19 protein-coding genes are annotated in these 22,205 nt (G+C 48.8%); 10 read left to right on the forward strand and 9 right to left on the reverse strand.

What is annotated here, in order from left to right:
- Nucleotides 1-48: 48 nt before the first annotated feature.
- Nucleotides 49-777 (reverse strand): hypothetical protein, encoded by a 729-nt coding sequence (locus M0L20_RS17045; RefSeq protein ID WP_248478180.1) that lies wholly within the window; start codon nucleotides 775-777, stop codon nucleotides 49-51.
- A gap of 286 nt (nucleotides 778-1,063) precedes the next feature.
- Nucleotides 1,064-1,357 (reverse strand): TIGR03643 family protein, encoded by a 294-nt coding sequence (locus M0L20_RS17050; protein WP_232562148.1) that lies wholly within the window; start codon nucleotides 1,355-1,357, stop codon nucleotides 1,064-1,066.
- 221 nt (nucleotides 1,358-1,578) lie between these two features.
- Between M0L20_RS17050 and M0L20_RS17055 the strand changes: the two genes are divergently transcribed.
- Nucleotides 1,579-1,713, forward strand: coding sequence for a hypothetical protein (locus tag M0L20_RS17055; protein ID WP_435531837.1), 135 nt, complete (start codon nucleotides 1,579-1,581; stop codon nucleotides 1,711-1,713).
- 115 nt (nucleotides 1,714-1,828) lie between these two features.
- Nucleotides 1,829-3,049, forward strand: coding sequence for a hypothetical protein (locus M0L20_RS17060; RefSeq protein ID WP_248478183.1), 1,221 nt, complete (start codon nucleotides 1,829-1,831; stop codon nucleotides 3,047-3,049).
- A gap of 67 nt (nucleotides 3,050-3,116) precedes the next feature.
- On the opposite strand, the gene M0L20_RS17065 is transcribed toward M0L20_RS17060, so the two are convergent.
- The 4 genes from M0L20_RS17065 to M0L20_RS17080 all read right to left on the reverse strand — a co-directional run bounded on the left by M0L20_RS17065 (nucleotide 3,117) and on the right by M0L20_RS17080 (nucleotide 9,343).
- On the reverse strand, nucleotides 3,117-4,739 hold the full coding sequence (locus tag M0L20_RS17065) for a hypothetical protein (RefSeq protein ID WP_248478185.1): 1,623 nt from the start codon (nucleotides 4,737-4,739) through the stop codon (nucleotides 3,117-3,119).
- Nucleotides 4,726-5,310 carry an RNA polymerase sigma factor gene (locus tag M0L20_RS17070; protein WP_232562151.1) on the reverse strand — a complete coding sequence of 195 codons (585 nt, stop codon included), beginning with the start codon at nucleotides 5,308-5,310 and terminating at the stop codon, nucleotides 4,726-4,728. The genes M0L20_RS17065 and M0L20_RS17070 overlap by 14 nt, the downstream gene beginning before the upstream one ends.
- A 62-nt stretch (nucleotides 5,311-5,372) precedes the next feature.
- Entirely contained in the window at nucleotides 5,373-6,314 is a 942-nt protein-coding gene (locus M0L20_RS17075) for a hypothetical protein (RefSeq protein WP_248478186.1), read from the reverse strand.
- A gap of 653 nt (nucleotides 6,315-6,967) precedes the next feature.
- Nucleotides 6,968-9,343, reverse strand: a complete 2,376-nt coding sequence (locus M0L20_RS17080; protein ID WP_248478187.1) for a T9SS type A sorting domain-containing protein — start codon at nucleotides 9,341-9,343, stop codon at nucleotides 6,968-6,970.
- Nucleotides 9,344-9,642: 299 nt separating this feature from the next.
- Between M0L20_RS17080 and M0L20_RS17085 the strand changes: the two genes are divergently transcribed.
- Nucleotides 9,643-10,791: an acyltransferase family protein gene (locus M0L20_RS17085; protein ID WP_248478188.1), complete on the forward strand. Its 1,149-nt coding sequence runs from the start codon at nucleotides 9,643-9,645 to the stop codon at nucleotides 10,789-10,791.
- A gap of 727 nt (nucleotides 10,792-11,518) precedes the next feature.
- Here the strand turns inward: M0L20_RS17085 and M0L20_RS17090 are convergent.
- Nucleotides 11,519-14,236, reverse strand: coding sequence for a cellulose binding domain-containing protein (locus M0L20_RS17090; RefSeq protein WP_248478189.1), 2,718 nt, complete (start codon nucleotides 14,234-14,236; stop codon nucleotides 11,519-11,521).
- Between the two features lie 295 nt (nucleotides 14,237-14,531).
- Here M0L20_RS17090 and M0L20_RS30145 point away from each other — a divergent pair, with 295 nt between their 5' ends.
- Entirely contained in the window at nucleotides 14,532-14,660 is a 129-nt protein-coding gene (locus tag M0L20_RS30145) for a hypothetical protein (RefSeq protein WP_262923955.1), read from the forward strand.
- Between the two features lie 235 nt (nucleotides 14,661-14,895).
- Nucleotides 14,896-15,282, forward strand: coding sequence for a hypothetical protein (locus M0L20_RS17095; protein ID WP_248478190.1), 387 nt, complete (start codon nucleotides 14,896-14,898; stop codon nucleotides 15,280-15,282).
- Between the two features lie 45 nt (nucleotides 15,283-15,327).
- On the opposite strand, the gene M0L20_RS17100 is transcribed toward M0L20_RS17095, so the two are convergent.
- Nucleotides 15,328-16,443, reverse strand: a complete 1,116-nt coding sequence (locus M0L20_RS17100; RefSeq protein ID WP_248478191.1) for a DUF5694 domain-containing protein — start codon at nucleotides 16,441-16,443, stop codon at nucleotides 15,328-15,330.
- 418 nt (nucleotides 16,444-16,861) lie between these two features.
- Here M0L20_RS17100 and M0L20_RS17105 point away from each other — a divergent pair, with 418 nt between their 5' ends.
- Nucleotides 16,862-19,267 (forward strand): ABC transporter permease, encoded by a 2,406-nt coding sequence (locus tag M0L20_RS17105; protein ID WP_248478192.1) that lies wholly within the window; start codon nucleotides 16,862-16,864, stop codon nucleotides 19,265-19,267.
- Between the two features lie 244 nt (nucleotides 19,268-19,511).
- Nucleotides 19,512-19,862: a DUF2200 domain-containing protein gene (locus tag M0L20_RS17110; protein ID WP_232562159.1), complete on the forward strand. Its 351-nt coding sequence runs from the start codon at nucleotides 19,512-19,514 to the stop codon at nucleotides 19,860-19,862.
- 137 nt (nucleotides 19,863-19,999) lie between these two features.
- Here M0L20_RS17110 and M0L20_RS17115 read toward each other — a convergent pair whose 3' ends face one another.
- On the reverse strand, nucleotides 20,000-20,173 hold the full coding sequence (locus tag M0L20_RS17115) for a hypothetical protein (protein WP_248478195.1): 174 nt from the start codon (nucleotides 20,171-20,173) through the stop codon (nucleotides 20,000-20,002).
- 355 nt (nucleotides 20,174-20,528) lie between these two features.
- Between M0L20_RS17115 and M0L20_RS17120 the strand changes: the two genes are divergently transcribed.
- From M0L20_RS17120 to M0L20_RS17130, 3 genes are all read left to right on the forward strand, one after another.
- Nucleotides 20,529-20,768 (forward strand): hypothetical protein, encoded by a 240-nt coding sequence (locus M0L20_RS17120; RefSeq protein WP_232562161.1) that lies wholly within the window; start codon nucleotides 20,529-20,531, stop codon nucleotides 20,766-20,768.
- 448 nt (nucleotides 20,769-21,216) lie between these two features.
- Nucleotides 21,217-21,414 (forward strand): hypothetical protein, encoded by a 198-nt coding sequence (locus M0L20_RS17125; protein ID WP_248478196.1) that lies wholly within the window; start codon nucleotides 21,217-21,219, stop codon nucleotides 21,412-21,414.
- 230 nt (nucleotides 21,415-21,644) lie between these two features.
- Nucleotides 21,645-22,019 carry a hypothetical protein gene (locus M0L20_RS17130; RefSeq protein WP_232562163.1) on the forward strand — a complete coding sequence of 125 codons (375 nt, stop codon included), beginning with the start codon at nucleotides 21,645-21,647 and terminating at the stop codon, nucleotides 22,017-22,019.
- Nucleotides 22,020-22,205 lie beyond the last annotated feature (186 nt).

The raw sequence follows: 22,205 nt of genomic DNA on the forward strand, positions 1-22,205 counted from the left end.
TTATGTAGGTGGTGTAGCTACAGATCGCCGTACGGCTGCAAAAAGGCTTTATTCCAGTAATCGATAACTGGCACTGATTCGCCAGACTTGACTAGTCGTCGCTGAACCCACTCTTCCCATCGAACCCGCACTGTAGTCGGTCAACCCATGCGCGTAGCTCACACTCAAGCCCACATTTTGATAGTAAGCGGTTGCCGTCAAACGAGCCCGTAAATCCAGGCCTGGAACCGCGTGTTTATGATAAGTTAGATAGACGTCATTGCTTGCTGTTACGCCCTTTCCTTTTTCCCAGTTCGCTAAACTAATTGCTGCATCAAGACCAGCGGTCAAATCCAAACTTGTTTGCCGGTTGCCAAAACGCTGGCCGACAAAAGGATGCAAATTCATATACTCGTAGGTAAATCGGGAACTTCCTTGCTGAAAAGCAATAAATTGTCCCAGATCGCTACCACCAATTATTTTAGTCTTTGTCGCTAGTGACTCATAGGCTAGTTGAAGCCCCGCAATCATGTTCTTTTTGCTTACATGTTGCGCCTGCATACTGACCGTCCAGGAAAAGCTACTGCGGCTACTCCAGGGGTCATTGGTATAGGAAGGTGAACCAACAGTGGCGGGGGTAGACTCTCGAAGAATGGTAAAGAACGATTGATGAACGACTCGATCGCCATGGAAAGCGAATAAACTACTCCCAACCTGCGTACTAAGTTCATTATACTGTGCTTTAGCTACCAGGGCGTTAAGCAGTAGCAGGCCACTAATAAGGTAACAAGTCTTCATACGAGCGAGGGAGACGAACTACTAGTCTATTAGCTAAAGTACAAAATTTGGGGATAAATACTTGTTGATAAGCCGTTTCATTAAAGACCCGTTTTTCCAAGACACCTAGTTAATGTCACCAGAGGTAGCCTTTAAGTTTTCCTACCATTCCCAACTTAGTAAAGCCTTGATCAAGGCACACTTAATTACAAAGGGAAGCAGCCAGCTTCGATTAAGCGAATTGGCTTTTGCTCACCAGCTTGACCGAAGCCAGAGATCCACAGTTAGTCGGAGGTGACAGGGGTAACTAACGCTTGCTAATCCGGTTCTGGCTTATCAAACGTTGCTGAGCAGACTTGAACCGATCACCAACACCACTCGATAAGGCTGCGTGCTTGGTAGACCGGCCTTGCACCCTTGCCCGCCATCGACGCCAGGAAGCAGGCTTTAAGTGCTTCCGTAAGAGTTGGATTACCGCTGACTCGGGTAGGCCAAACTGGACTTGGATGGCCTCAAAGGGAGTGCGATCCTCCCAAGCCATTTCGATCAATCGATCTAGCTCGTCTTGACTTAGTGAATGTGTAGGGAATTGCGTTTTCATAGAACAATAACCTTAGAAGTGGCTGAAGAGTTACGTTCACCAATAGCTCATTGGCTAAGCGGCAGTTAGAAAACGGGAGTTCGTTGAGATCATACCACTACCGTGATTTGGTCAACAATCGATCGTAACACCAAAAACACCGTGTTTTTGTGTTTTGCTGGTTACAGACTCAGCGGTTTTCAGTTTCTGGCGCTCAAAAAAGAACTGGTGATACAGGAAAAATGACCTACAAACAGTTTCATAATGCCGTTCTGCAAATTAATTCCATGCCCGTCGAAATGACCCGTGCCATCCTGACGAATCAGTCTTTACCAAAGGATTTCAGGACTAAGTGGCGGTTTTATGAGCTTGACTAAACGGCATATCTATTGGAGAAAGTAGAGTCACTTATATTTCACTACCTCACGTGCAGCGGTAAGAGCGGTTTTGGTGGTCTGTGTAAATGATTGACACTGTTTACCAAATCCTAATATGAGAAGAATACTTTTCTTGTTTACGCTAAGTTTGACCCTTTGGTCCTGTAAAGATCGTCAACCTGAACCGGCTGCTCCACCCGCTAATCGAAGCGTCCTAATCTACAGCAACAGCTTTCCCGGAACCTTCGAAGTAACCGACTATGATGCCAATGGCCTGCCGACGATGGCCAAAACTTCTATTTATCACAATATGGACGTAGCGCCGGAGGGTACGTATACCAGTTCCATTAAATTAGAGTACGATGCGCAGGCACGCGTTAAAAAAACGGTGCAAGTCTATGATCAACGAGGAATGGCTTCATGTTGCCCTGGATACGTTGTTTATGAACCCGACCAACAAATCGTTAATGAATATGAGTATCTAGGCAATACAGGTAAGATCACCCACGAAATTTCGTATTCTGTCAACGCTAAGAAAGCCGAAAAAAAAATCATCTCCGAATTCGGACGACGCTTCAACGAGCAGGGATTACTGCTTGAGGAAAAGAAAGGGAATCAGATTACTTATAAAGCTACTTACGATGCTAACGGCAACGTGCTTGACGAAAGCCTTCCATCCGCCGAAAAACCTGTTAGAAGGCAGTGGGATTACGTATTCGATGCCAACAAACGGGTTGTTAGTCGACGAATTGTTGGGTCCGCAGGTTTTGAAAACAACACTTATGACGAGCAAGGTAGACTTAGTCGCCAAGTGACCAATCTGTCTTTTATTTTACCGTTCAAGCCTCGCTCCGAAGAGATGGGCAAGTTGATCAACTATAATTTCGCCAAGCGAGCCGAGCAACAAGATCTGCTCTTTACCTACTTCGACAATGGCGTCTTCTGGAATGAGCGGCCACGGGTCGTTACCTATGAGTATGTGGGTGAGGAAACCCTGATTACCGCTACAATCTACCAGCTTTGGGACATTAACTGGAATCAAATTTCCCAACCTACCTTCGACTTAACCCTACTTCCTAATGAAAAGCTAGCCTCTATTCAGCAGATCAAGTGGCGACTCAATAAGTGGAATAAACTGACTAGTGAAGAGTTTAGTCATAAATACGTAAGTGACAAGCTAGCGGCAGAGCAACGAGGTACTTATTATGCGTACGATAATGCATACAACTATGACGAATTGGGCAATTTAGTAGGTAGCAGTGGTCATACAACTATCTTCAATATGACTCGTCAGGCTAATGTAAATACGTTTGTGGCTCGATACAAAAACCTATAAGGTCAATTAGAGGCTCACCAATGCCTTTCAAGGGAGTAGTCGATTTATTGACTACTCCTGTTTCTTGTCACTTAACCTGAGCCGGATGTCCAAGCCGCAACCCAATTGATAAACCAACCTGATAAGGACGTACCCGAAGCTGATTGGCGGTCAATAACTGGGTGAAGCTATAGTCCAGATACGGCCCAATAGACAGAGCCGCCTGACGACTTAAGGCAATATGTTTGCCCGCCGTCAGGTTAACGAAGAAAAACTGATTCGTGGGGCCGGCAAATGAATGAGCGTACTCGGCACCTATCGTCGTAAAGAGCCGGCCAACAAGAGGGCTACCAAAATGGATTTGCTTTCTGAGCGATAAACCAATCGTCTGCACGCTGAAATTCGTTGTGTCCGTGACGCCCAGCCGCTTGATCGTATACTGATTCGTCGCATTCTCGTCTACTACATACTGATCGGTGCTATACTGGTAATACGAGCGGAGATGAAATTGACTTACGTTGAGTGTTGCTTGAACTCCCTTTTTCTCGATGCCCAGGCTGGTCTTAAAGCCACTCGTCTGCGTTAACCCATTCGGGAAGATCACATCCTGCACTCTGGAATCGGCTTTGGGCAGGAGCACAACTCGTTGCAGCGTGGTTAAGGGAACTACGCTAACCAGCCAGGTATAGCCGGTGTTATTCGTCGCGCTTTGGCTATGCAGTTTCCGACGATGCTGTTTCTCAAACTTCTGCGGACTCGGGTATGAAACGGCGCTAGCAGGTATAGGCTGAATAAGCCCTGCATGACTATGAATACGAATGAACGAGAATGATTGTGGAAACAACCTCAAGGGAATAGGTTCTATTGATTGAAACGTATTTCGCTCATCCGCTAATACCTCCGGGTCACGACTACGTGAAGTCAATTCCATTGGCACGTTTACCCTCTCTTGGGTATACAGATGACCAAAAGGTTCATCTGCTCCCTTGCGCTCCTCAGATTGTGGCTGACGAGTGGGATTCGGCTCTACACCGATATGTTGTTCTGAATTAACCAATCCTCTAATCTCTTTACGTCCCGCTGTCAAGCCGGTTGACCGTTCACGTTCCAGTTGTTTAGAACCGAAGCGGTGCGTCTGAAGACCCTGTTTTAGTGGCTGTTGATCGGCAACGCTTGACCGCTTTTGGTCTCTATCCTGTTCGGTAAGTAAGTCTCCTTGTGGGGTTTTCTGCCTGCGTTCCAGCTGCTGCTCAAGCCCTGATGCTAAATCGTTTATAGTAACCAGCTGTCCGTTAAGCACCGACGTTTTTATCCCCTCTTTTGTATTGGGTCGACTGGATGTCTTGGCCTCTTTCGTTAAATAACCTGTTTCGGCTAAGCGGTGAGGGTGGTTACTCGATGAGGTCTCTTTCGGAGTCGTAGGGTGTTGCGAAAATGACTGCTGGGGCACTTTTACTTCTTCAACTCGTTGAACCATTGACGAGTCCGACTTTAGATACGTAAAAAGCAGTAAGCCTAGACTTAGAAAGAGAACCGTTAACAGGACAACCTTGCGGAGCGGCTGATAGCGGCTCTGCGGAGTTGACTGCTGAGCCAAGGCCCGATGAATTTTAGCATCAATAGCGGCTCCGGGATCTACTTCATGAGCCTTGAATGAACGTTGAAGCAGCTTCTGTACGGTCTCGTTTCGCTTGTCCTCAGAAGTTTTCATGATGGCTAATCCCTTTTAGTTCTAATTTCTTGATCAGCAATTGGCGGCCTCGGGCGAGTTGGGAGCGCGATGTTCCCTCCGAAATGCCCAGTAGTTGTGCAATTTCGGTGTGCTTGTATCCGTCAATAAAATACAGGTTCACGACCATCCGATAACCATCTGGCAACTCATTAATTGTATGCAGCAGTACGTCAATTGACAGCTTGCTAAAGAGATTCACATAATCGTCTGATTCAATATCAGGTTCTACCAACTGGGCCGAAATATAGCGGTTTTGTTTACGGGTTTCTTTGTTGTAGTAATCGATGGCGTGGCGGATCATGATGGTTTTCACCCAACTGTCAACCGCTTCGGGCTGTTGAAGTTCCGTTATCTTCTCAAATATCTTCAGGATACCTTCCTGAAAAATATCTTCGGCTTCAGCCAGGGTTTTGGTGTACCGTACACAAACGCTCATTAGCTTACCCTTGTATCGTTCATAAAATAACACCTGAGCCCGCGAATCCTGTTTCTGGCAGGCTTCAACAAGCTCGCGGAGTGACCGGGTATATTTAGGGCGAAATAGCTTCATGAAGAAAGCGGGCGGGTAAACAACAAAAACAAATCAGTGGGAACCAGATTTATCTGGTTTGGCTAGGGCTTATACTGCGCTTGAAAGCGGGTATAGACCCGTTGCCCACTGGGCCATTGCAGCCCTATATCCCAAGTCTCTGTCGTGGTTGGCGTTACGCGTTGAAGCGCATAGCGCACGCTGACCAAACCGTCGAAATAGGTCTCAAAAGCCATCGTCGGGGACGCGTCGAAGGAAGGATAGTCGGCGCGGAGCGCTGCCAGCAGCGATGCATCTCCGACTTGCTCATTGTTCGTGTAGCCAATAGGATTTCCGTTGGCATTGGCTTCGATCCAGCTTAAATTACCCTCCGTGTCAAAGAAAAGTTGAACCTTTCTCGATACGGTGGTTTGTCCGTCAACCAGAGAAGCTTCAAGCCAATACGTTATCTTATTGGGTGTTTGCTGGATAACGTTGCCGGATACGAAGCGTAGCGATGAGGTATGGTTGGCAAAAAAGTTCTGCGTGCGCTGGGGCAACTGGTTCAGATCCGTGATGGTGTAAACCGGCAAAGGCGTGAGCGTTAGTAGTGCCTGGTTATTAACTCCGGGTTGGTAGATAAGTTGATAGGTTGCACCATTAAACGTATACTGCATCAAGCGGGTTTGGCTCGTATCGTTGTCAATACCCTGTAACTTAGAAAAGCTACCGCCTTGAATGGCTAGTTTATCGGTAAGATTCTTGAAGGGTGCAAAGTCAGGAGCGAGTTCTTTGTATACGGCCGAAACGATAGCGGTAGCATTGACCTGCGTCTGATAGTTAATCGAACGCTGCGTAAAGTTAGCCCGCCAAAGTTGATTTTTGGTCAGGGTCGTAAAGAGGATATTGGTGGCCTGGGGATAGCTGTTCTTAATGGCTTGTACTGCCGTAACTGGTACGCCATCCGGATCGGGGGGTTGTATATCTTTAATGCTATTGCACGCCAGTAGCCATAGCGGCAGTGCAGCTACCAGTAAATACTTCATGAATGTCAAATCAACGGGATTTTATGCCTATCAATACAGCGACTGGTTTTACAGGTAGAAACGTTGCATCGTTAACGAATAATTAGTTTGTTTTTTACTCAACCACAATGGTTGCCTGTAGGTAATAGCAGAAGTGTAGCCATGGCCTACATAAAATGTACGGCAAAGGCGATTGATTAATTCGTCCGCTGTCGCATCTGTACGATAGCGGTGTGATAGCAATACAGTCTCGACTAAGTACAGCACGTTGCTTCTGTCAGGGTATTGTTCTTGAAAAACGACTCGATTGGTGCTTACGCTTGGGTGAGTTAGGCTGATCAAGCAAATTACCTTTCTGTGATTGCTGAATAGGGAGTATTGGGAATCTGATTTTGACCCGGGCCTTATGGGGACAATTCTAGCGGGCGTTCGTATTGAACTGGGTAAATGGCACCAGACAATATAGACCCCACCTGGCCCATATTTTAAAATCAAGGAAGTCAGTTGAGTGGTTGTGTAACCACAAACGATAGGGTGGGGTATCCTTCAGTTGGGGGCGGCACCCAACAGAAACGCAGTGCCTAGGCACTGCGTTTCTAGATTCGAATCGGCTTAGCTTATTCGTGGAGTACTTTTCGGAACAACTCCTGTTTCGTACCTCTGGCAGTTGTTGCCTATTTTTTTACCAAACGCCCCTGGAGATGACCTTTATTGGTCAGTACCAAATACAGATACAAGCCTGCTGGCCAGTCGTGACTATTCAGCGTATGCGTCGTGGGCGTTCCGCTTAGGGCTATCTGCTGAATTCGTTTGCCTTGCAAGGAATATACCTCAATTTGTTGAAGATAGATCCCTTCCGGAACCTGGATCGTTAGTTGATCCTGCACAGGAAGCGGATACACCTGTGCCTCCAGCGCAGGATAGTCGGCCGATGCACTGGCGGCTTGACGGGCACCCGATGGGACAAACTCAAACGCGCCGATGTCATAGCCGCTTCCCTGGGGACGGGTTTGATCCTGCTGGGCAATCGTAACACCCCATTGGGCGGCATTGGCACCCGCGTCAATCAGCGGAGAAGTCGAAAGTAAGGCAAAATTGGCGTTGGCCGCATCCACAAATCCAGCCGCTGAATTGGCGGCTACCGTATAATTATTGACCATTGTGGCCGTAGCACCCTGCTGAAAAACAACCGCTTTGCCAACGTAGCCGTTGCTTGCTGCCCCGCTGGCTCCATAATTGGTAATGGCATTGTTGGCAATGGTATTCACATTGATCTGATTGTATAGCCGGATGCCATCGCGGCCACAACCGCTAATGGTGTTGTTGATCAGTTGCACATAGGTATCCGGCAGGGACCCTGTCCGCTCATCGCAGAAAATGCCATCACTGCCCGGCTGACTGATGACGTTGTTGTACAGGCGATTATTACCCCAGTGCCCCACAATGATAAGACCGACCCCCGATGCATTCAGAATGGTATTATTGTAGCACTCGCCACCAGCGCCCCCACCCACCTGTAGGCCATTATTTTGGTAGTTGGCGAAGGGTGATATACCCGTGTCTTTCAGCCAGTTGTGGTGCACTTTGGCGTCGGGCGCACAGCCGTACTGCAAACCTTCTGCCCCTGTTCGTTCGATGCGGTTGTTGTAGATGTCGAGGCCGTAGATGAGGTGCGGGTAGACCTGCTTGGTTACCCCGTTACAGCTTACCGCCATCCCATCACCGAAGAACGAATTGCCGATATAGAGCCCTTCACCGCCCACGTCGTGGATGTAATTGTCGTGTATTTTGACGTTATACATCGTAAAGTTGGACCGCCATGTGGTGGAGTCACAGCCCGGATCGGTTTTGGCCATGATCCCCGCAAAGCCCGCTTTGGCTACCTCTACATGATCGATTTCTACATCCGAGCTAAGATCACTGACCGAGATACCCATATAACCACCCGTATTTTGGTTGTTAACTTTAAAGCCATACGGATAAGCCGCGTCCCCCGCACCGCTCAGGGCGATATAGCGACTGTTTTTCAGCTGTAACGTGTTGGTGGCAGCATTCGACTGGACCAGTACCTGCCCGCCAGCGTTCACAAAGCGAATTGGCTGAGTGGGCGTACCGGCAAAATTAGCTAGGGTGATGTTGTCGTACAGCCCCGACTGCACACACACCTTTTTTCCGGGCGCGACTTCTAGCAGCCAGTTGTTGTATGCACCGGCCTTCGTGATCGTGTAGTCGCAGCCACTACCGGCCGATCCGCCTACCTGCCAGCCAGCCGGCACCGAGCCCAGATTGTTATAAAGCGTTGTATTGTCGTGTACATTGGCATCGGGGGCGTTGTTAACCCACATAGCCGCGCTGCTGGTCCGCTCAATGCGGTTGTTGTAGACTTGCATGCCATAGGTCTGCGCTGGGTATACCGTCTTGTTTACCCCGTTGCAGGTAATCGTCCGGCCAGCAGCCATCGTGTAGCCACTACCCAGGAACATGCCCGGACCACTGATGTGGTGAATATAATTATCGTGAATTTTTACATCGTTGATCGTAAAGTTGGGATAGTTGGCCGTGGTATCGCAGCCCGGATCGGTTTTCATGAAAAAGCCCGCATAACCGGCTTTGGCTACCTCTATTCGTTCGACTTCGTAATTGGAGCTTAGGCCACCTACCGAAACGGCTGACACGCCCGCCTTTGATTTGTCAATCTTGATGCCGTACGGAATTGAACTGTCGCCCGAGCCACTTAGTAGAACATACTTACAATCCTGCATCTCAAGTCCCGGCGCGTTGCTGGTTTCAGACCCAAGGCCAACCTGGCCTCCACAGTTAACGATCCGGATGGGGTTAGTGGCGCTACCGACAAAGCCGACCAGCCGGATAGCGTCGTAGTGGCCGGCCTGAATGCATAGGGTTTGTCCGGGCTGTAGCTTTAGCTTCGTATTCTGGTAGGTGCCGCCAGCGTTGATGGTGACGGCACAATTACAGGAAGTCGATGGCTGGGCAACGCTAGTCAGTACGAACAAACAGCAAACCAAAATAATAAGATAGATGTGTTTCAAGTCAATCAATGTTTAGGGGAAATTAACGAATCGTTTATCCTCGTAAAGATACTGATAAGGAGATGATTAAAAGGAGCCGGGCTAGAGATTTCAGGGGTCTAAGGTACACCGGCCATCAAAGTTGTATCTCTATGAAAGAGACTTTATATCGTATAGGAGCCTTACTCAAGCTCAACTGGTTACTTTGCTCAAGTAGAATCATTATACCGGCAATCAACCGATGCGGCCTGCCAATTAGCCACCGCTACCTATATTTGTTACTTTTGGTTAAAAAGTCTACCTCCTTTCACATCGCTTCCATGCTACCATCAACTACGTCCTCCCCAGTTACTAACCCCCATCCAAAAATAAACTACCTCGATTACACCCGAGTACTCCTGACCCTGCTGGTCATCTTGCACCACGTTTGCATCACCTACGGGGCGCCTGGTGGCTGGTACTTTCGTCAGCCCACAACCCAACTGGCGGCTCTGTTTGGCTTAACCCTATTTGTGGCCACTAACCAATCCTTCTTTATGGGATTATTTTTTCTGCTTTCCGCCTACTTCGTAGAGCCTTCCTACCAGCGGAAGGGAGCCAGGGCATTTGTAGTGGATCGACTCAAGCGGCTGGGTATTCCGCTGGTGTTCTATTCACTGGTGCTATCACCCATCCTCAATTTTTTGATCTATCGCTACGGACACCATCAAAAGGCCACCTTTGGGCAATTTTTGACCGGCTATGACGACTGGATCGATTCGGGGGTGTTGTGGTTTGTGGCGGCTTTACTGCTGTTCAACTTGCTGTATGTACTCTTGCGGCAACGCTACTCACTCCACTACGTCACCAAACTACCACCCATGAGCGGTATCCTTTTGTTTGCTCTTGTGATTAGCGCAGTCAGTTTTCTGGTTCGATTGGTTTTTCCCGTCGGTTGGGTCATACCTGGTCTGGGCTTTCAGCTTTGTTATTTCCCTCAGTATATCGCCTTATTCGCAGTAGGAATAGTAGCTCGCCAAAATAAGTGGCTCGATGGCTTATCACGCCAAGAAGGAAAGCGGTTTAGTTGGCTAGCCTTGGGTTGTGTTGGAATTGGTTTTCCATTGCTGTTTGTAGTATCAACGAAACTAGGGTTATCCATGAAAAACTTCAGTGGTGGCTGGAACAGCCAGTCGCTATTCTTATGCCTGTGGGAGCAGCTAACGGGAATATCCATCAGCGTAGCCTTGCTAAGCTATAGCAAACGATACTGGAATGAAAAGCTTATGCTTCTGGACAAGCTGGCTCGAAGCGCCTATAGCACCTATATTTTCCACCCCCTGATTGTTGTCGGTTTGTCCTTGCTAGTAGCTGGATTGGCACTTGATCCTTTGCTCAAGCTGGGTTTGGTGGCACCGTTAGCCATCATCGGTTCGTTTTTAGTAGGCCGATTGGTGTTGATGATTCCAGGGGCCGACACGGTTCTCTAACCATACTAGTGACCCATTTTGCTGATGGAAGCTTACAAATTTTTGTCGTTAAAGGGGGTATGTCCTCTACAAATCTTTGCTACCCACAGCCTCGCTTGTTTGCTAAACCTAGAGAGAACTGTGCAACAGCTACCGAGCAATCTTACTTACATCATGCGATAGCGGCTGGTACTCACCTAATCAAATCAGGAAAAGCCTTGTTATAAATACCAATTATCAGTCAGGTAACTGATCGATACCATAAGGTTCGACCTGTGGTTGGGCATTCATCTGGTGGTGATACCGGCTTGAGGGCTCGTAAACCAATTGGCGAGCGCGCATGACGCTACCCAAAGGATGATGCGCTATTAGGTGATGAAATCTGTTGAATATCAATATTTTGTGCTCGCAAGCCCGCCGGGCGGAGCTATAGACGTTCTGAGCCGAATGCTTACTTTAACAATAGGCTGGTAGGGACTTTAGTCCCGAGGCCACTTTGCCGAATTATCTTCAACGGTCATGGTGGCTAGATCCGTACAGAGTTGCGCCCTTACTTCGTATTGGGCGGAATGACTAACGAAAAAGAGATTAGCAGATCGCGCAGGGCCGAATCGTTACGGCATCGATCTCCTGTCCCTGCAATCAGATAAGTAAACCAGAAGATTCAGTAGTCGTCAAGCAGGAATAACGACAAGGCCCGAATCAGTGACGATCCGGGCCTTGTTGGTTGAGGGTGTGTTTAGAAAAATTAAGGTCGTAAAATCTTGATTTGTTGGCGCTGGCTAGCCGTACTCACATCTAGCAGAAGCAGCCCTTGTGCGTTGCCTAGCGGCAGGCTCACCCGTTCTACCGAACTAGCTTCCCTGATGCTCTGGCTATGCAACGTTTTACCCTGCAAGTCGACCAGCTTTACGTGCACGGCCTTACCGCTTGCTCCACTAATTTCAATCTCGGCGGATTGACCCACCACGGGGTTACCCAGTACGTTTACTACGAGGCCACTACCTGCTTCTGGCGCTGCTTCGCGGGTGCTGCCCGTACCAGTCGGCTCCTGTCCGTAGAAGATGACTCCGTTCTGGTAAGCGGTGATGCGGGGGTTGAGCGTAAAGCTGTTGTTGTTGCTATAGGAGTAATCGTCGCTCTGCACAAATAGGCTGTAGTCCTGTTTGTTGAGCTGTACCTCCAGCGGACCCGAATCGCCATTTGATGCTAAGTTACCCGCTCCGGCATTGAAGCTATACTCGATGTAGCCTGTGGCCCCCTGACGAGCCGGACTCAGCGGCACGTAGCGCAGATTAAGGTTGTTGGGGCCAATCGGTACGTAGTTCTTCTGAAACAGTAATGGGACGTTGTTCTCGGTGGTCAGCCAGTAGCGCAAGGTGATGCTGCTATACGCAATTGGCGTGGTGCCTGCGTTTTGCAGCAGCAGATAGGGCTTGATCGTGTTGTTGTTCAACTGGCCGTTGTCGGGATCCCGCGAGAGCACTTTCAGCGTGGGCGCTACTACCGTTACGGTGGCCGTGGCCTGCGGACTGGTACAGCCGTCGGTGGTGCAGGTAGCTGTAAACGTCTGGGTACCTAGATTGGCTGTCGAGACTGCCAGCGTGTTGGCGTTACCCCCATTCCAGCTAATACTACCACCGGTGCAACCTGAAACCGTCAGGATCACATTACCTGTATTCTGCGAGATGGTCAGGCTTGATGCACCAGCCGGATAAGGCCCGCCCGCCTGGGTCACCACCGTGGGGGATGTTGGCGTCTGTTTGACGGTAACGGTTTTGGTAGCGGTGTTGGTGCAGCCATTGGCATCACTGTAGCTGTAGCGAATCGTATGATCACCCAGCGAAAGCGTTGCTGGCGTAAAGACCATTGCGGGTGAGCCATCAAGGGTAAAGCTCCCTCCGGTCGGATTGCCCAGCGGGGCTAGCGTAACGGCAGGGGCATCCTGACAGTAAGCCGCAGCTAGGCCCGTTAGGCTAACGTTGGGTAAAGGATTAATTGTTACCGATTGGGTAGCCGTATTGGAGCAACCGCTGCCATTGGTGTAGGCGTAAATAACCGTGTGTTGACCAACGGATAGGGTAGCTGGATCAAACTGGGTAGCCGCTGTATTATCAACCGTAAAGTTTCCTCCTGCCGGGTTTCCTGATAATGTAACAGCGGTTCCGTTTTGGCAATAGGCATTGGCGAGTCCTTCAATCGTTGGGGTAGGCAGTTCGTTGATGGTCACTTGTTGCTCTAGTGTACTCTGGCAACCATTGGTAGCGGTGTAGCTGTACGATACTGTGTAGATACCGGCCGCTAGGGTAGATGGGGTCAGCGTAGTAGACGGGATCTGATTAATGGTAAATTTGCCGCCCGCTGGTGACGCCACTAAGGGCACCGCTGGTACACTTTTGCAATAAGCGGTGTTTAGGTTCTGAAAATTAAGCGCAGCCGCCACCTTGTCACCGACTACCGTAGTGGTATTAGCGGCTGTTGCGGTGCAGCCACCAGGGTTAGTTGCTGTCACGCTATAGGTTCCGGCCAGTGTAACACTCGCGACAGGACTAGTCGCGCTACCCGATAAAACGCTGGGTTTGAATACATACGTAGACCCCTCATCACCACCGGTTACGGTCAGCTGCACACTCGATACCGCACAGGTAAGTGGACCACTGTTGGTAATTTGTAGCGGTCTATCCGCACAACTTACGGTAAATGAGGTAGTATTGGTTGGGTTAGTCTCTTCATTAGTACCGCTACCGCCAGCGAAATAGCCGTTACCATCACGATCATAATAAACAGTTCCCTGGTTGGTAATGACTTGCCCTCCAGCGTTATTTTTTATAGTGGCCTTGATCGTAATCGTTATTGGATTAAGCTGAATAAGCGTTCCGTTCCAACTGACCTTGCCGCCGTTAAAGCTAGTCGAACCACTACTAGCGGATGATGACGCGTACGTTAGATAAGAAGGAAGTACATTCGTAAATTCATCACCTGGATTGTTAATTTGTGCGGTCTGCCCATAATTGGTTACTACTATCTGATAGGTGACCTGCCCTCCCGGCACATAGTCCCCCGAAACAGACATCATACCGCCTAACGACGTTGGTGATAACACAGACACCTGAACCGCATTTGATGTGACACTGCTGCAAGAGTTAGTAGCCACTAGCCTATATTGTCCTGCGGAGGATGCATTTGCTCCCGATAGTACTAAGGTAGCCGATGTTTGGCCGCTTATCTCACCCCCATCTTTATACCATTGGAACTTGGTAACGGGGCCACTTACCTCGACCGGTATCGTTATGGTTCCCCCGTTTGCCGCAACAAAATCTTCCGGTTGCTTGGTAATTTTGACTTCATCACACCCTGGATTTTGGATGCCGACCGCTTTGGCAAGGTAATTTTTACCAGTACCGCTTGCCGGATGCAGGACAGCAGTGCTTAGTAGTACGAATAATAAACGTAGTGTGTTCCTCATAATAGGCTCTGTTAAGTGATACACAAAGCACGCGCTCATTGCCGTCACCAGCGTGCCAAAAAGCATCATCCGTGTGCCAAAAGCGCAGAGAAGCTAAGTTGAGTCGCCAAACACTGGCCGTTCATTGAGATTTCTCGTAAAAGTTGTTTCGCATACATGGCAGGCGGTCAGTGGTCCTGTTGGTCGAGCCGCCGATTTCTAGTGGGCCTACGATTGCTCGTTCGATGCGTAAAGAGATGCTTATTTTGCCTTATAGTGTAGTACCTCGCATGACATTAGTTATACAGCGCAAATCATGTTACAGAATTCTGCTTTTTTCTTCTTGCCCTGGGTGCTCGTACTCTTGCAACTAATCGCTTACGTAGTTGGTATAACGCTGGGCATTTTAGGCATACAAGCCCTTCGCAAGTATCTGCGTGAATAAGTTCAGGTTGGCGCAAGTCCGGTTATACAGTAATCAGATTGATTAACACGGTTGCCAATAACCGAGCAGGTCTAATGAAGCGTTGTTTTTGGGTATTAGAAACCGGTAAGACTATGCTTATGGATAAATCTGACCACTCAGTTCAGTGAGGTTGGCTATAGCTACTTTGTATCTACGACAACAAAGATTATTACCATCTCTTGGTCGCAAACAACTCACAATCAGACTTTATTGTATGAAACTAATGGCTTCGCTCGTCGTTTTATGCTTGGTCAGCCTGGAAAGTCTGGCGCAATCGCCCGCTAGGATTCATTTCCTAAATACGACCATTGGCATGTCTGCCGAACTTAAAACAAGCCTAGACCCTAAGAAGCCGGTCATTGTCAGGTCGAACAGATGGGTTAGGGTTCAGGCCCCGGGCGATAGTCTTGGCATTGTCATCGATAGTAAAACGTACTTTCTCCATTTTGAGCCGAATAAACAGTACTACTTCGTCGTACACTCGGCACACGGTAATCGGTCTATGATCACCGAAAAATCGGAACGTGAATTTATGCTGACTGCTGCTTTACGATCGACAAAAGGGCCGGAAGAGTATATAATCGACAAAATCGCTAATTGATCTGTATCGCAAGCACTTTGATGCAGCGGTTCAGTTACTTCCGTTCTAGTCAGGACAGCCAACCGGTTTGGAGTCAAGTAGCGCCGGAACAGAGACCAACTCGATGTCGGTGAAGGTACGTAAATAGGCTTCGATAAAGGGCTTGTGGGCTGCCCCGACAATCAACAAGGCTCGTCCTCCGGCAATGGGCGCTGTCGCTTCGCGAATCGCTACTGCCATTTGGAGGTTTTGGGCTTCCCAGGCGGCTACTCGCTGACGGCCTGTACGGCCCATCTTGTCACTACGCAGCATCGAAAACCATTGAGCATCGGCGTCCAGCGCGGCAAAGCGGCTTGAATTCTTCCATTTAAACATGGGCATGACCTGGGAGGCCGATCCGAGTTTCATGGTATCTTCCGGAACAGCGCGAAAAGCCGTTGTGTTGTGGTTAAACAAGTCCTTGAGACCAGGCTCGGCTTCGACGGCTGCTTTCATAGCGGCATCGTCGGGCAAGGCCACGTCACTGGCATGGTCGCCAGCGCCGTAAACTCGTTCCAGCCCAACATCGGCGGCAACACGGGCGGCCATTGACGATAACTCACTCCGGAGACCTACAAAGCGATTTAGGCGTTTGACCAGCGAGGGTGAAACGCCATCCTGAGCGATTCGGTCTACTGGTATCAAGCGCATCCATTGTACGGTGGCCGAAAACGGTTCGGCGGCTGCGACAAACAAAGCGGCTAAGTGCCTTCGCTGCGCAGGCGTTAATTGGCCCAGTCGGGCAAGGCTGTCCGCTTTTACCAGTGCCTGAGCCGCTGAGAGCTGCATCTCGGCTTGAGCCGATTTAGCCATTTCTAGTGTAGGCCCCGCATACTTACCGGCATCACCATGGTAAGCAGCATAGGCGTCCAGACCCATCACTTGCTCTCCGGGCAAAGCTTCCGTCAAGATCACATCGGGTTTGTAAGCACGAAGGCGGCACAAAATGGGTTCCAACCAGGCGAGTTGAAAATTAGCTGAAGCCGCGTCGAGGTGCCAAACACCAAAAACCATTACCTGAGTTGGCGGGAGTGCCAACTGCTGTTTGGCTACTGCCGGATTGAAAAACTCTTTTTCCTGGGCTTGAGCAGACTCAAAAACACTTAGCGATAGCAGAACGAGCACCAGTAATCTGTGCAACATGCGAATACAAATCTAGACGGCTGTACAAAGCTAATGGCTTTTCGCTGCTTCAGGCCCAAAGAGGAACGTTTCTGCCGAAAATAGAGTAGGGACGAGCAGTTATCGGTCGATCCGGTAAGCGACGGTTCATCACCAGAGGCTTTTGAACAAACTGCGGGACTTCTCGATTTGATGCGGGTCTGGATATCAGAAACTGGTAGCGTAAGCTGTGCATCACTAATTGGATTGCCTTTTGTCATGGTACGTAACAAAACGGTAGCAGGTGACTAGCCTATAGGCTGTTCATAACCGGACAAGACCTGTCCGCTGGTGGACAAGTACGCTAAACCCATATCGTTACTGGACTCCGTAAACACCCTTTTCGAGCCCTGGCATGGTAATTGACCGCCCGATCAACAAGCCCTAATTGCTCGCTACCATGCTGCAAAATTACTTTACTATTGCCTGGCGACAGTTGCTCAAGAATCGAGCGTATGCACTAATCAATGTCACAGGACTAGCTCTCGGCATGAGTTGCGCCCTGCTGATTTTCGCCTTGGTTCGTTACCATTACCAGACCGACCGGCATCATCACCACTACGACCGCATTTATCAATTCACGACTCGGTTTACTTCGTCCGGTGATAATGGTAGTATACGGGGTGTGCCTTATCCCTTCGGTAAAGCAGTACGTACCGATCACCCTGGTATCGAGCAGCTGGCAATGTTGGAAGAATGGTACTCGCCCCTGATCGTAGTGTCAGTCGCCGGCGGGCCCGACAAGAAAATAAAGGAAAAGCGGTATGCCGGCGCGTTTGTCGAACCTGCCTTTTTTCGCATCTTCGACTACACCTGGCTGGCCGGTGGGCCTGATGATCTTAGGCAACCCGGCACGGTAGTTCTTAGTGAAAACATGGCTCGTCGGTGCTTTGGTAGTGCTACGAATGTCGTTGGTCGTACGCTTCGGCTGGACGCCCGAATACCGGCTCGGGTCGTGGGTGTTTTTGCCGATTATCGGGACAATACGGACCTGGCCTATCCGGTTATGGCTTCATGGGCATCGCTCAAGGAGCAACGTGGCAACCGCCCCGAAAACGAACCTTTCGACAACCTCAACGGCAGCACGCATTGCTACGCGCTATTTAACAGCCAGTTCTCAGCCGCTGACTGGAACCGCGAGTTGCCGACGTTTGTCAAAAAATATAATCCCAAAAACGCCAAAGAGACGGATTATCCAGCTGTGTTGTTCAGCACCATGCACCTGTCGTCCGAGTTGGGTGGAGTGGGTCGGGAGCTACTGGTCGCGCTGATCGCCATTGGCCTGCTGCTGATTGGAACGGCGAGTATCAATTTTGTCAATCTAGCCACCGCCCAGGCTCTTAACCGGGCGCGGGAAGTGGGTGTTCGGAAAGTACTGGGCAGTACAACGACCCAGCTTTTCTGGCAGTTCATAGGAGAAACCACGTTCATTGTGCTGGCTGCTACGGCGTTGGCTATTGGCTTGTTTCACTACGGACAGCTATTAGCGCATGAATACCTGAGCGGTCCTTTCCGGTTCACCTTTTACTTTACACCGTCGGTACTGGGCTGGTTACTGCTGCTGGTAAGCTCTGTTATCGGGTTGGCCGGTTTATATCCTGCGCTGGTGCTCGCTGGCTTTCGCCCTGCGGTGGTACTGGCCGGTCGGCTCACCACACGACAGGCCGGTGGTATTTCGCTCCGGCGGGGGTTGGTGGTCGCGCAGTTTGCCATTGCACAACTGCTCATCATCGGACTCGTGGTGGTCGCTCGTCAGCTGCATTACGTACAAACCAAAGACGTCGGCTTTCGTAAAGACGCGATCCTGACCGTTCATCTGCCCGACAGCCCTAGCCAGGACCGTACTAAAATGAGCACCTTCCACCACCTGGCCGCTGCATTGCCGGAGGTCGCTAAGTTCAGCTATTCGATGGCTGGCCCCCCGCAGTCGAACTGGACGAGTCAGACGAGGGTTCGCTTCGAGAACCGTACGGAAGAGGAGCCCTATAGTCCCCAACAGGTCTGGGCCGATGCGGATTATGTGGATCTCTATGGCCTTAAACTAGTGGCTGGCCGTAATTTGCAACCCTCCGATACCGCACGGGAGGCCCTAGTCAACGAAACGTTTGCTCGTCAGTTAGGTTTTGACCGTCCGGCCAGCGTCGTTGGTAAAGTGCTTTATAAAGGTGGGTTCGCTCCGCTGAAAATTGTCGGTGTCCTGAAAGATTACAACCAGCATGACTTAAAACGAAGCATTATTCCCTTGTTCCTAACTACGTTTGCCTATGGGTACTACTCCGCCAACATTCAACTCCAATCGTCCAATTACCACCGGACCTTAAGTCAGTTGGAGAAAATCTATAATCAGGTTTATACCAGTAGTGTTTTTGACCCAGAATTCGTGGATCAGCAGCTGGAAAACGCCTACCGACAGGAGCAGACGATGGGCAAACTGGTCAACTTTTTCGCCGGGGTTGCCTTGCTGATTGGCTGTATGGGATTGTATGGACTGATCCTGTTCATGGTTGCTCAGAAAACAAAAGAAGTCGGCATCCGAAAAGTATTGGGGGCTAGCATCGGCAGCATTCTGTGGTTATTCAGCCGGGAGTTTGTGCGGCTGATTAGTTTTGCCTTTGTGCTGGCTGCTCCGGTGGCGTGGTGGGTCATGGATAGCTGGCTGGGAAATTTTCAGTACCGCATTCCTTTGGGGTTTGGTATCTTTTTGGTCGCCCTGCTCACTACCGTTTTAGTCGCTCTGTTGACAATAAGTGTTCAAAGTGTCCGGGCCGCCCTGAGGAATCCGGTCAAATCGCTTCGCTCCGAATAAGGCTGAGTGTAATAGTGCAGGACGAGGTTAACTAAAGGCCAAGTCACGACTATCGATAGCCGTGATTTGGCCTTCGTGTTTTTGCGTATGGGAAACAGGGCCACCTAATTCAAAAAGCTGTTTTTTACATGGTTGAGCACTGCTTTATGAGGGTGAAGGCGTTTTCTGAGATAAAGTAGCTTGGCTTTGTAAATACCTTTTGGGAGTGTTCAGTATCCACTGAAATCCTGCTAGCCTCCTCAACATGAACAACACACGAGTTTACAAAATGGCTTTTGCCAGCGTTTACCCGCACTACATTCAGAAAGCCGAAAAGAAAGGGCGGACAAAAGCCGAAGTGGACGAAATCATCGTTTGGCTGACCGGCTATGATCAACAAGCTTTGCAGCACCACCTCGATCAAAAAACGAATATTGAAACCTTTTTCACCCAGGCGCCACAAATTAACCCCAATGCGTCGAAGATTACGGGTGTAATTTGTGGGTATCGGGTGGAAGAAATCGAAGACAAACTGATGCAGCAGATTCGCTATACGGACAAGCTGATTGATGAATTGGCAAAAGGAAAGGCGATGGAGAAAATACTGCGAAAGTGAAAGTGGTCCGATTGGTAGAATAAACCAGCCGCGTTGGTAGTCCAACTAAATTGGTCAGGGCTGTGGTAGCCCAGCGACGACCGGGTTGCCAGCGCAGGCCTCCATCCCTAAGTCTTTATGGTGTAGTCCAGCTCATGCTAGGCTTCCTGCATGACAATAAAATTGCGCATTCTTGTTGATACGCATTGGCCACCTCGATCTGACCTGACCGGGTTGGTGGCTGGTATGTGCTGATACCGGGCGGTTTTTATTGCACCGAAGAGCTCCTGTACACTAATCAACAGGTAGCCAATGCCGTATGGAAAAATCATCAAGTGCCGTTTCTTTTTCATCCATACCTCCACGCTAAAATCTCTCTTTTAGCTGAAAAAAATAGCTATTCTGCTCTGTTTGGGACAAATGTTATAGTTTTTGTGCGATTTGTTATCGTCCGTCGGCAATGCTTCAAATTACTTTTGCTCTCGTTTTCGTCGATTGAATAGGAAAGCTTGCGAATACCGGCTGGTATAACCTGGCAGATTGCAACGTACTTCGAACAGGCAGCGATTGGAGAATCTAACACTCCGATGGCGCCTAAGCATGTCAATCCAGTGTCAACGATTTATTGGGCATGGTCAGTATTGAGATTAACAAAACCACGAATCAAATCACTAATCCATAAACGTTATGTCATCATCAGGAGCCATTTTGGAACGGTACGTATTCAGTGTCGTCGTAAACTATATCCATCTGGCTAGTTCAAAGGAGCAATCGCAGCTTATTGAATTAATAAGGGAACTGGACACTATCTGTCTGACTGCCGACGGCTCGGCACAACCTCCTGATGAATCAACGGAACAAGTACCTGCTTCCTATTTGAGCGAGTTGCAACAGGAATGGGAGGAAGTCTTGAACAAACCAAGCTAGTAGCCTATGTCAGAACAGATACCTACTGAACACCCTGCTGCCTCAAGACCCAGTCGAAGCGATTGGGCGAAGACAAACTTATAAAATCAATTAATCAAGTAAGCCTGGATGCAATGCGTTCAGGCTTACTTGTTGGCCTAATACTCATTGGTTTCAACAGATAACTTACTGCCTGAGTTGTAATAACGTTGTACATCAAAGGTGTGTGAGGATAAACCGGTTTCGTTGAGACCGGTTTATTTATTTTTCAGACTGCCACAATAAGCGGTTGGCCGTAAATTAGAACTGCTACAAGGCCTGACACCGGTGTAGCAGAGGCTACTGCTTTGTTACGAGATCAACGAAGAGTTAACAGGCATCGTTTGTTTTGATCAGCGGCCAACCTGTTAGCCGGATAGGACCTTCACGTCAAACGAATCACGAATGTTTAAACCACTGAAACCGACTTATGACAGCCGAGCATAAACAAGCCCTCGCCATGCTGGCCAGCCAATTACTCAATATTGACGGTGATCTGGAGCGTCTGGTAAGTGATATTGAAGAGGAGAGCGATCCTGCGGATACAGAAGCGATCTGGGAACAGATTCGGGTGGTTATATCGGCACTAGCTGTGGCCCGAACCAATCTGGAAGAACTGCTGGAATAAACTGAAACGCTGCCTGTTTCAGGTGAGGAAAGTACTGATTAATGTATTTTATTAACAATACTTCATTTATGTAACTTGTAGTATTTTGTTGAGAATATCTAATTATATATTATGTAAAAATTTCACTAATAATTTGATTTTTAATTAGTTAATACGGAAAAAGTTTGTATTATTTGCTAACAGATAAGACACTAGCTAACCTTAAACGGGACTATCCATCCAAAAGCATCATGAATAAGCGAAATATTCACTCTACCAATGATTCTACGAGTCAGCCGTTGTCAGGCGTACTTAGCGACTGGGTGGAGGCTGTTTACCAACTTCAGCATTGGAATTCGATTTTACAAGACGCAATCGATGAGAAAACAACTATCTATTGCCTAACGAAGCCAGCGGACAGTGATAAAAGAAACGAACTGATCGCGCTTATTCGCTTGAGGGAAAAAATAGTATACGGATTAACTAACCTAGAGAAAGGAATAAGGACCTCTAAGGACGAGGCAGATCTTGCTTTGGAAGCGCTAGAACTGATTGAACATACACAAACTGTTCTTCAATGGTGCCTTGATATTAAACAACAGCTCGAATCCGAACGAAACGAGTAAACAGTGATGAAAAATAGATTAACTTAACAGAGAAGTTTACAAACGCCATAAACCTATACAATTTGTTCTGATAACTTAGAAGCTTTATGCCATCACCGGGGGACGCCTTAGAGCGGTACGCATTTAGTTTTGTTGCAAAGTATATTCATCTTGCTGATTCAGAGGAGCAATCGCAACTTATCGAAT

The organism is Spirosoma liriopis, from assembly GCF_023196085.1.
GTDB lineage: Bacteria > Bacteroidota > Bacteroidia > Cytophagales > Spirosomataceae > Spirosoma > Spirosoma oryzicola.

Bases quoted from the DNA above. Each gene is read 5' to 3' on its own strand.
- M0L20_RS17045 (WP_248478180.1), bottom strand. From the start codon at position 777: ATGAAGACTTGTTACCTTATTAGTGGCCTGCTACTGCTTAACGCCCTG.
- M0L20_RS17050 (WP_232562148.1), bottom strand. From the start codon at position 1,357: ATGAAAACGCAATTCCCTACACATTCACTAAGTCAAGACGAGCTAGAT.
- M0L20_RS17055 (WP_435531837.1), top strand. From the start codon at position 1,579: ATGACCTACAAACAGTTTCATAATGCCGTTCTGCAAATTAATTCCATG.
- M0L20_RS17060 (WP_248478183.1), top strand. From the start codon at position 1,829: ATGAGAAGAATACTTTTCTTGTTTACGCTAAGTTTGACCCTTTGGTCC.
- M0L20_RS17065 (WP_248478185.1), bottom strand. From the start codon at position 4,739: ATGAAAACTTCTGAGGACAAGCGAAACGAGACCGTACAGAAGCTGCTT.
- M0L20_RS17070 (WP_232562151.1), bottom strand. From the start codon at position 5,310: ATGAAGCTATTTCGCCCTAAATATACCCGGTCACTCCGCGAGCTTGTT.
- M0L20_RS17075 (WP_248478186.1), bottom strand. From the start codon at position 6,314: ATGAAGTATTTACTGGTAGCTGCACTGCCGCTATGGCTACTGGCGTGC.
- M0L20_RS17085 (WP_248478188.1), top strand. From the start codon at position 9,643: ATGCTACCATCAACTACGTCCTCCCCAGTTACTAACCCCCATCCAAAA.
- M0L20_RS17090 (WP_248478189.1), bottom strand. From the start codon at position 14,236: ATGAGGAACACACTACGTTTATTATTCGTACTACTAAGCACTGCTGTC.
- M0L20_RS30145 (WP_262923955.1), top strand. From the start codon at position 14,532: ATGTTACAGAATTCTGCTTTTTTCTTCTTGCCCTGGGTGCTCGTACTC.
- M0L20_RS17095 (WP_248478190.1), top strand. From the start codon at position 14,896: ATGAAACTAATGGCTTCGCTCGTCGTTTTATGCTTGGTCAGCCTGGAA.
- M0L20_RS17100 (WP_248478191.1), bottom strand. From the start codon at position 16,443: ATGTTGCACAGATTACTGGTGCTCGTTCTGCTATCGCTAAGTGTTTTT.
- M0L20_RS17105 (WP_248478192.1), top strand. From the start codon at position 16,862: ATGCTGCAAAATTACTTTACTATTGCCTGGCGACAGTTGCTCAAGAAT.
- M0L20_RS17110 (WP_232562159.1), top strand. From the start codon at position 19,512: ATGAACAACACACGAGTTTACAAAATGGCTTTTGCCAGCGTTTACCCG.
- M0L20_RS17115 (WP_248478195.1), bottom strand. From the start codon at position 20,173: ATGATTTTTCCATACGGCATTGGCTACCTGTTGATTAGTGTACAGGAG.
- M0L20_RS17120 (WP_232562161.1), top strand. From the start codon at position 20,529: ATGTCATCATCAGGAGCCATTTTGGAACGGTACGTATTCAGTGTCGTC.
- M0L20_RS17125 (WP_248478196.1), top strand. From the start codon at position 21,217: ATGACAGCCGAGCATAAACAAGCCCTCGCCATGCTGGCCAGCCAATTA.
- M0L20_RS17130 (WP_232562163.1), top strand. From the start codon at position 21,645: ATGAATAAGCGAAATATTCACTCTACCAATGATTCTACGAGTCAGCCG.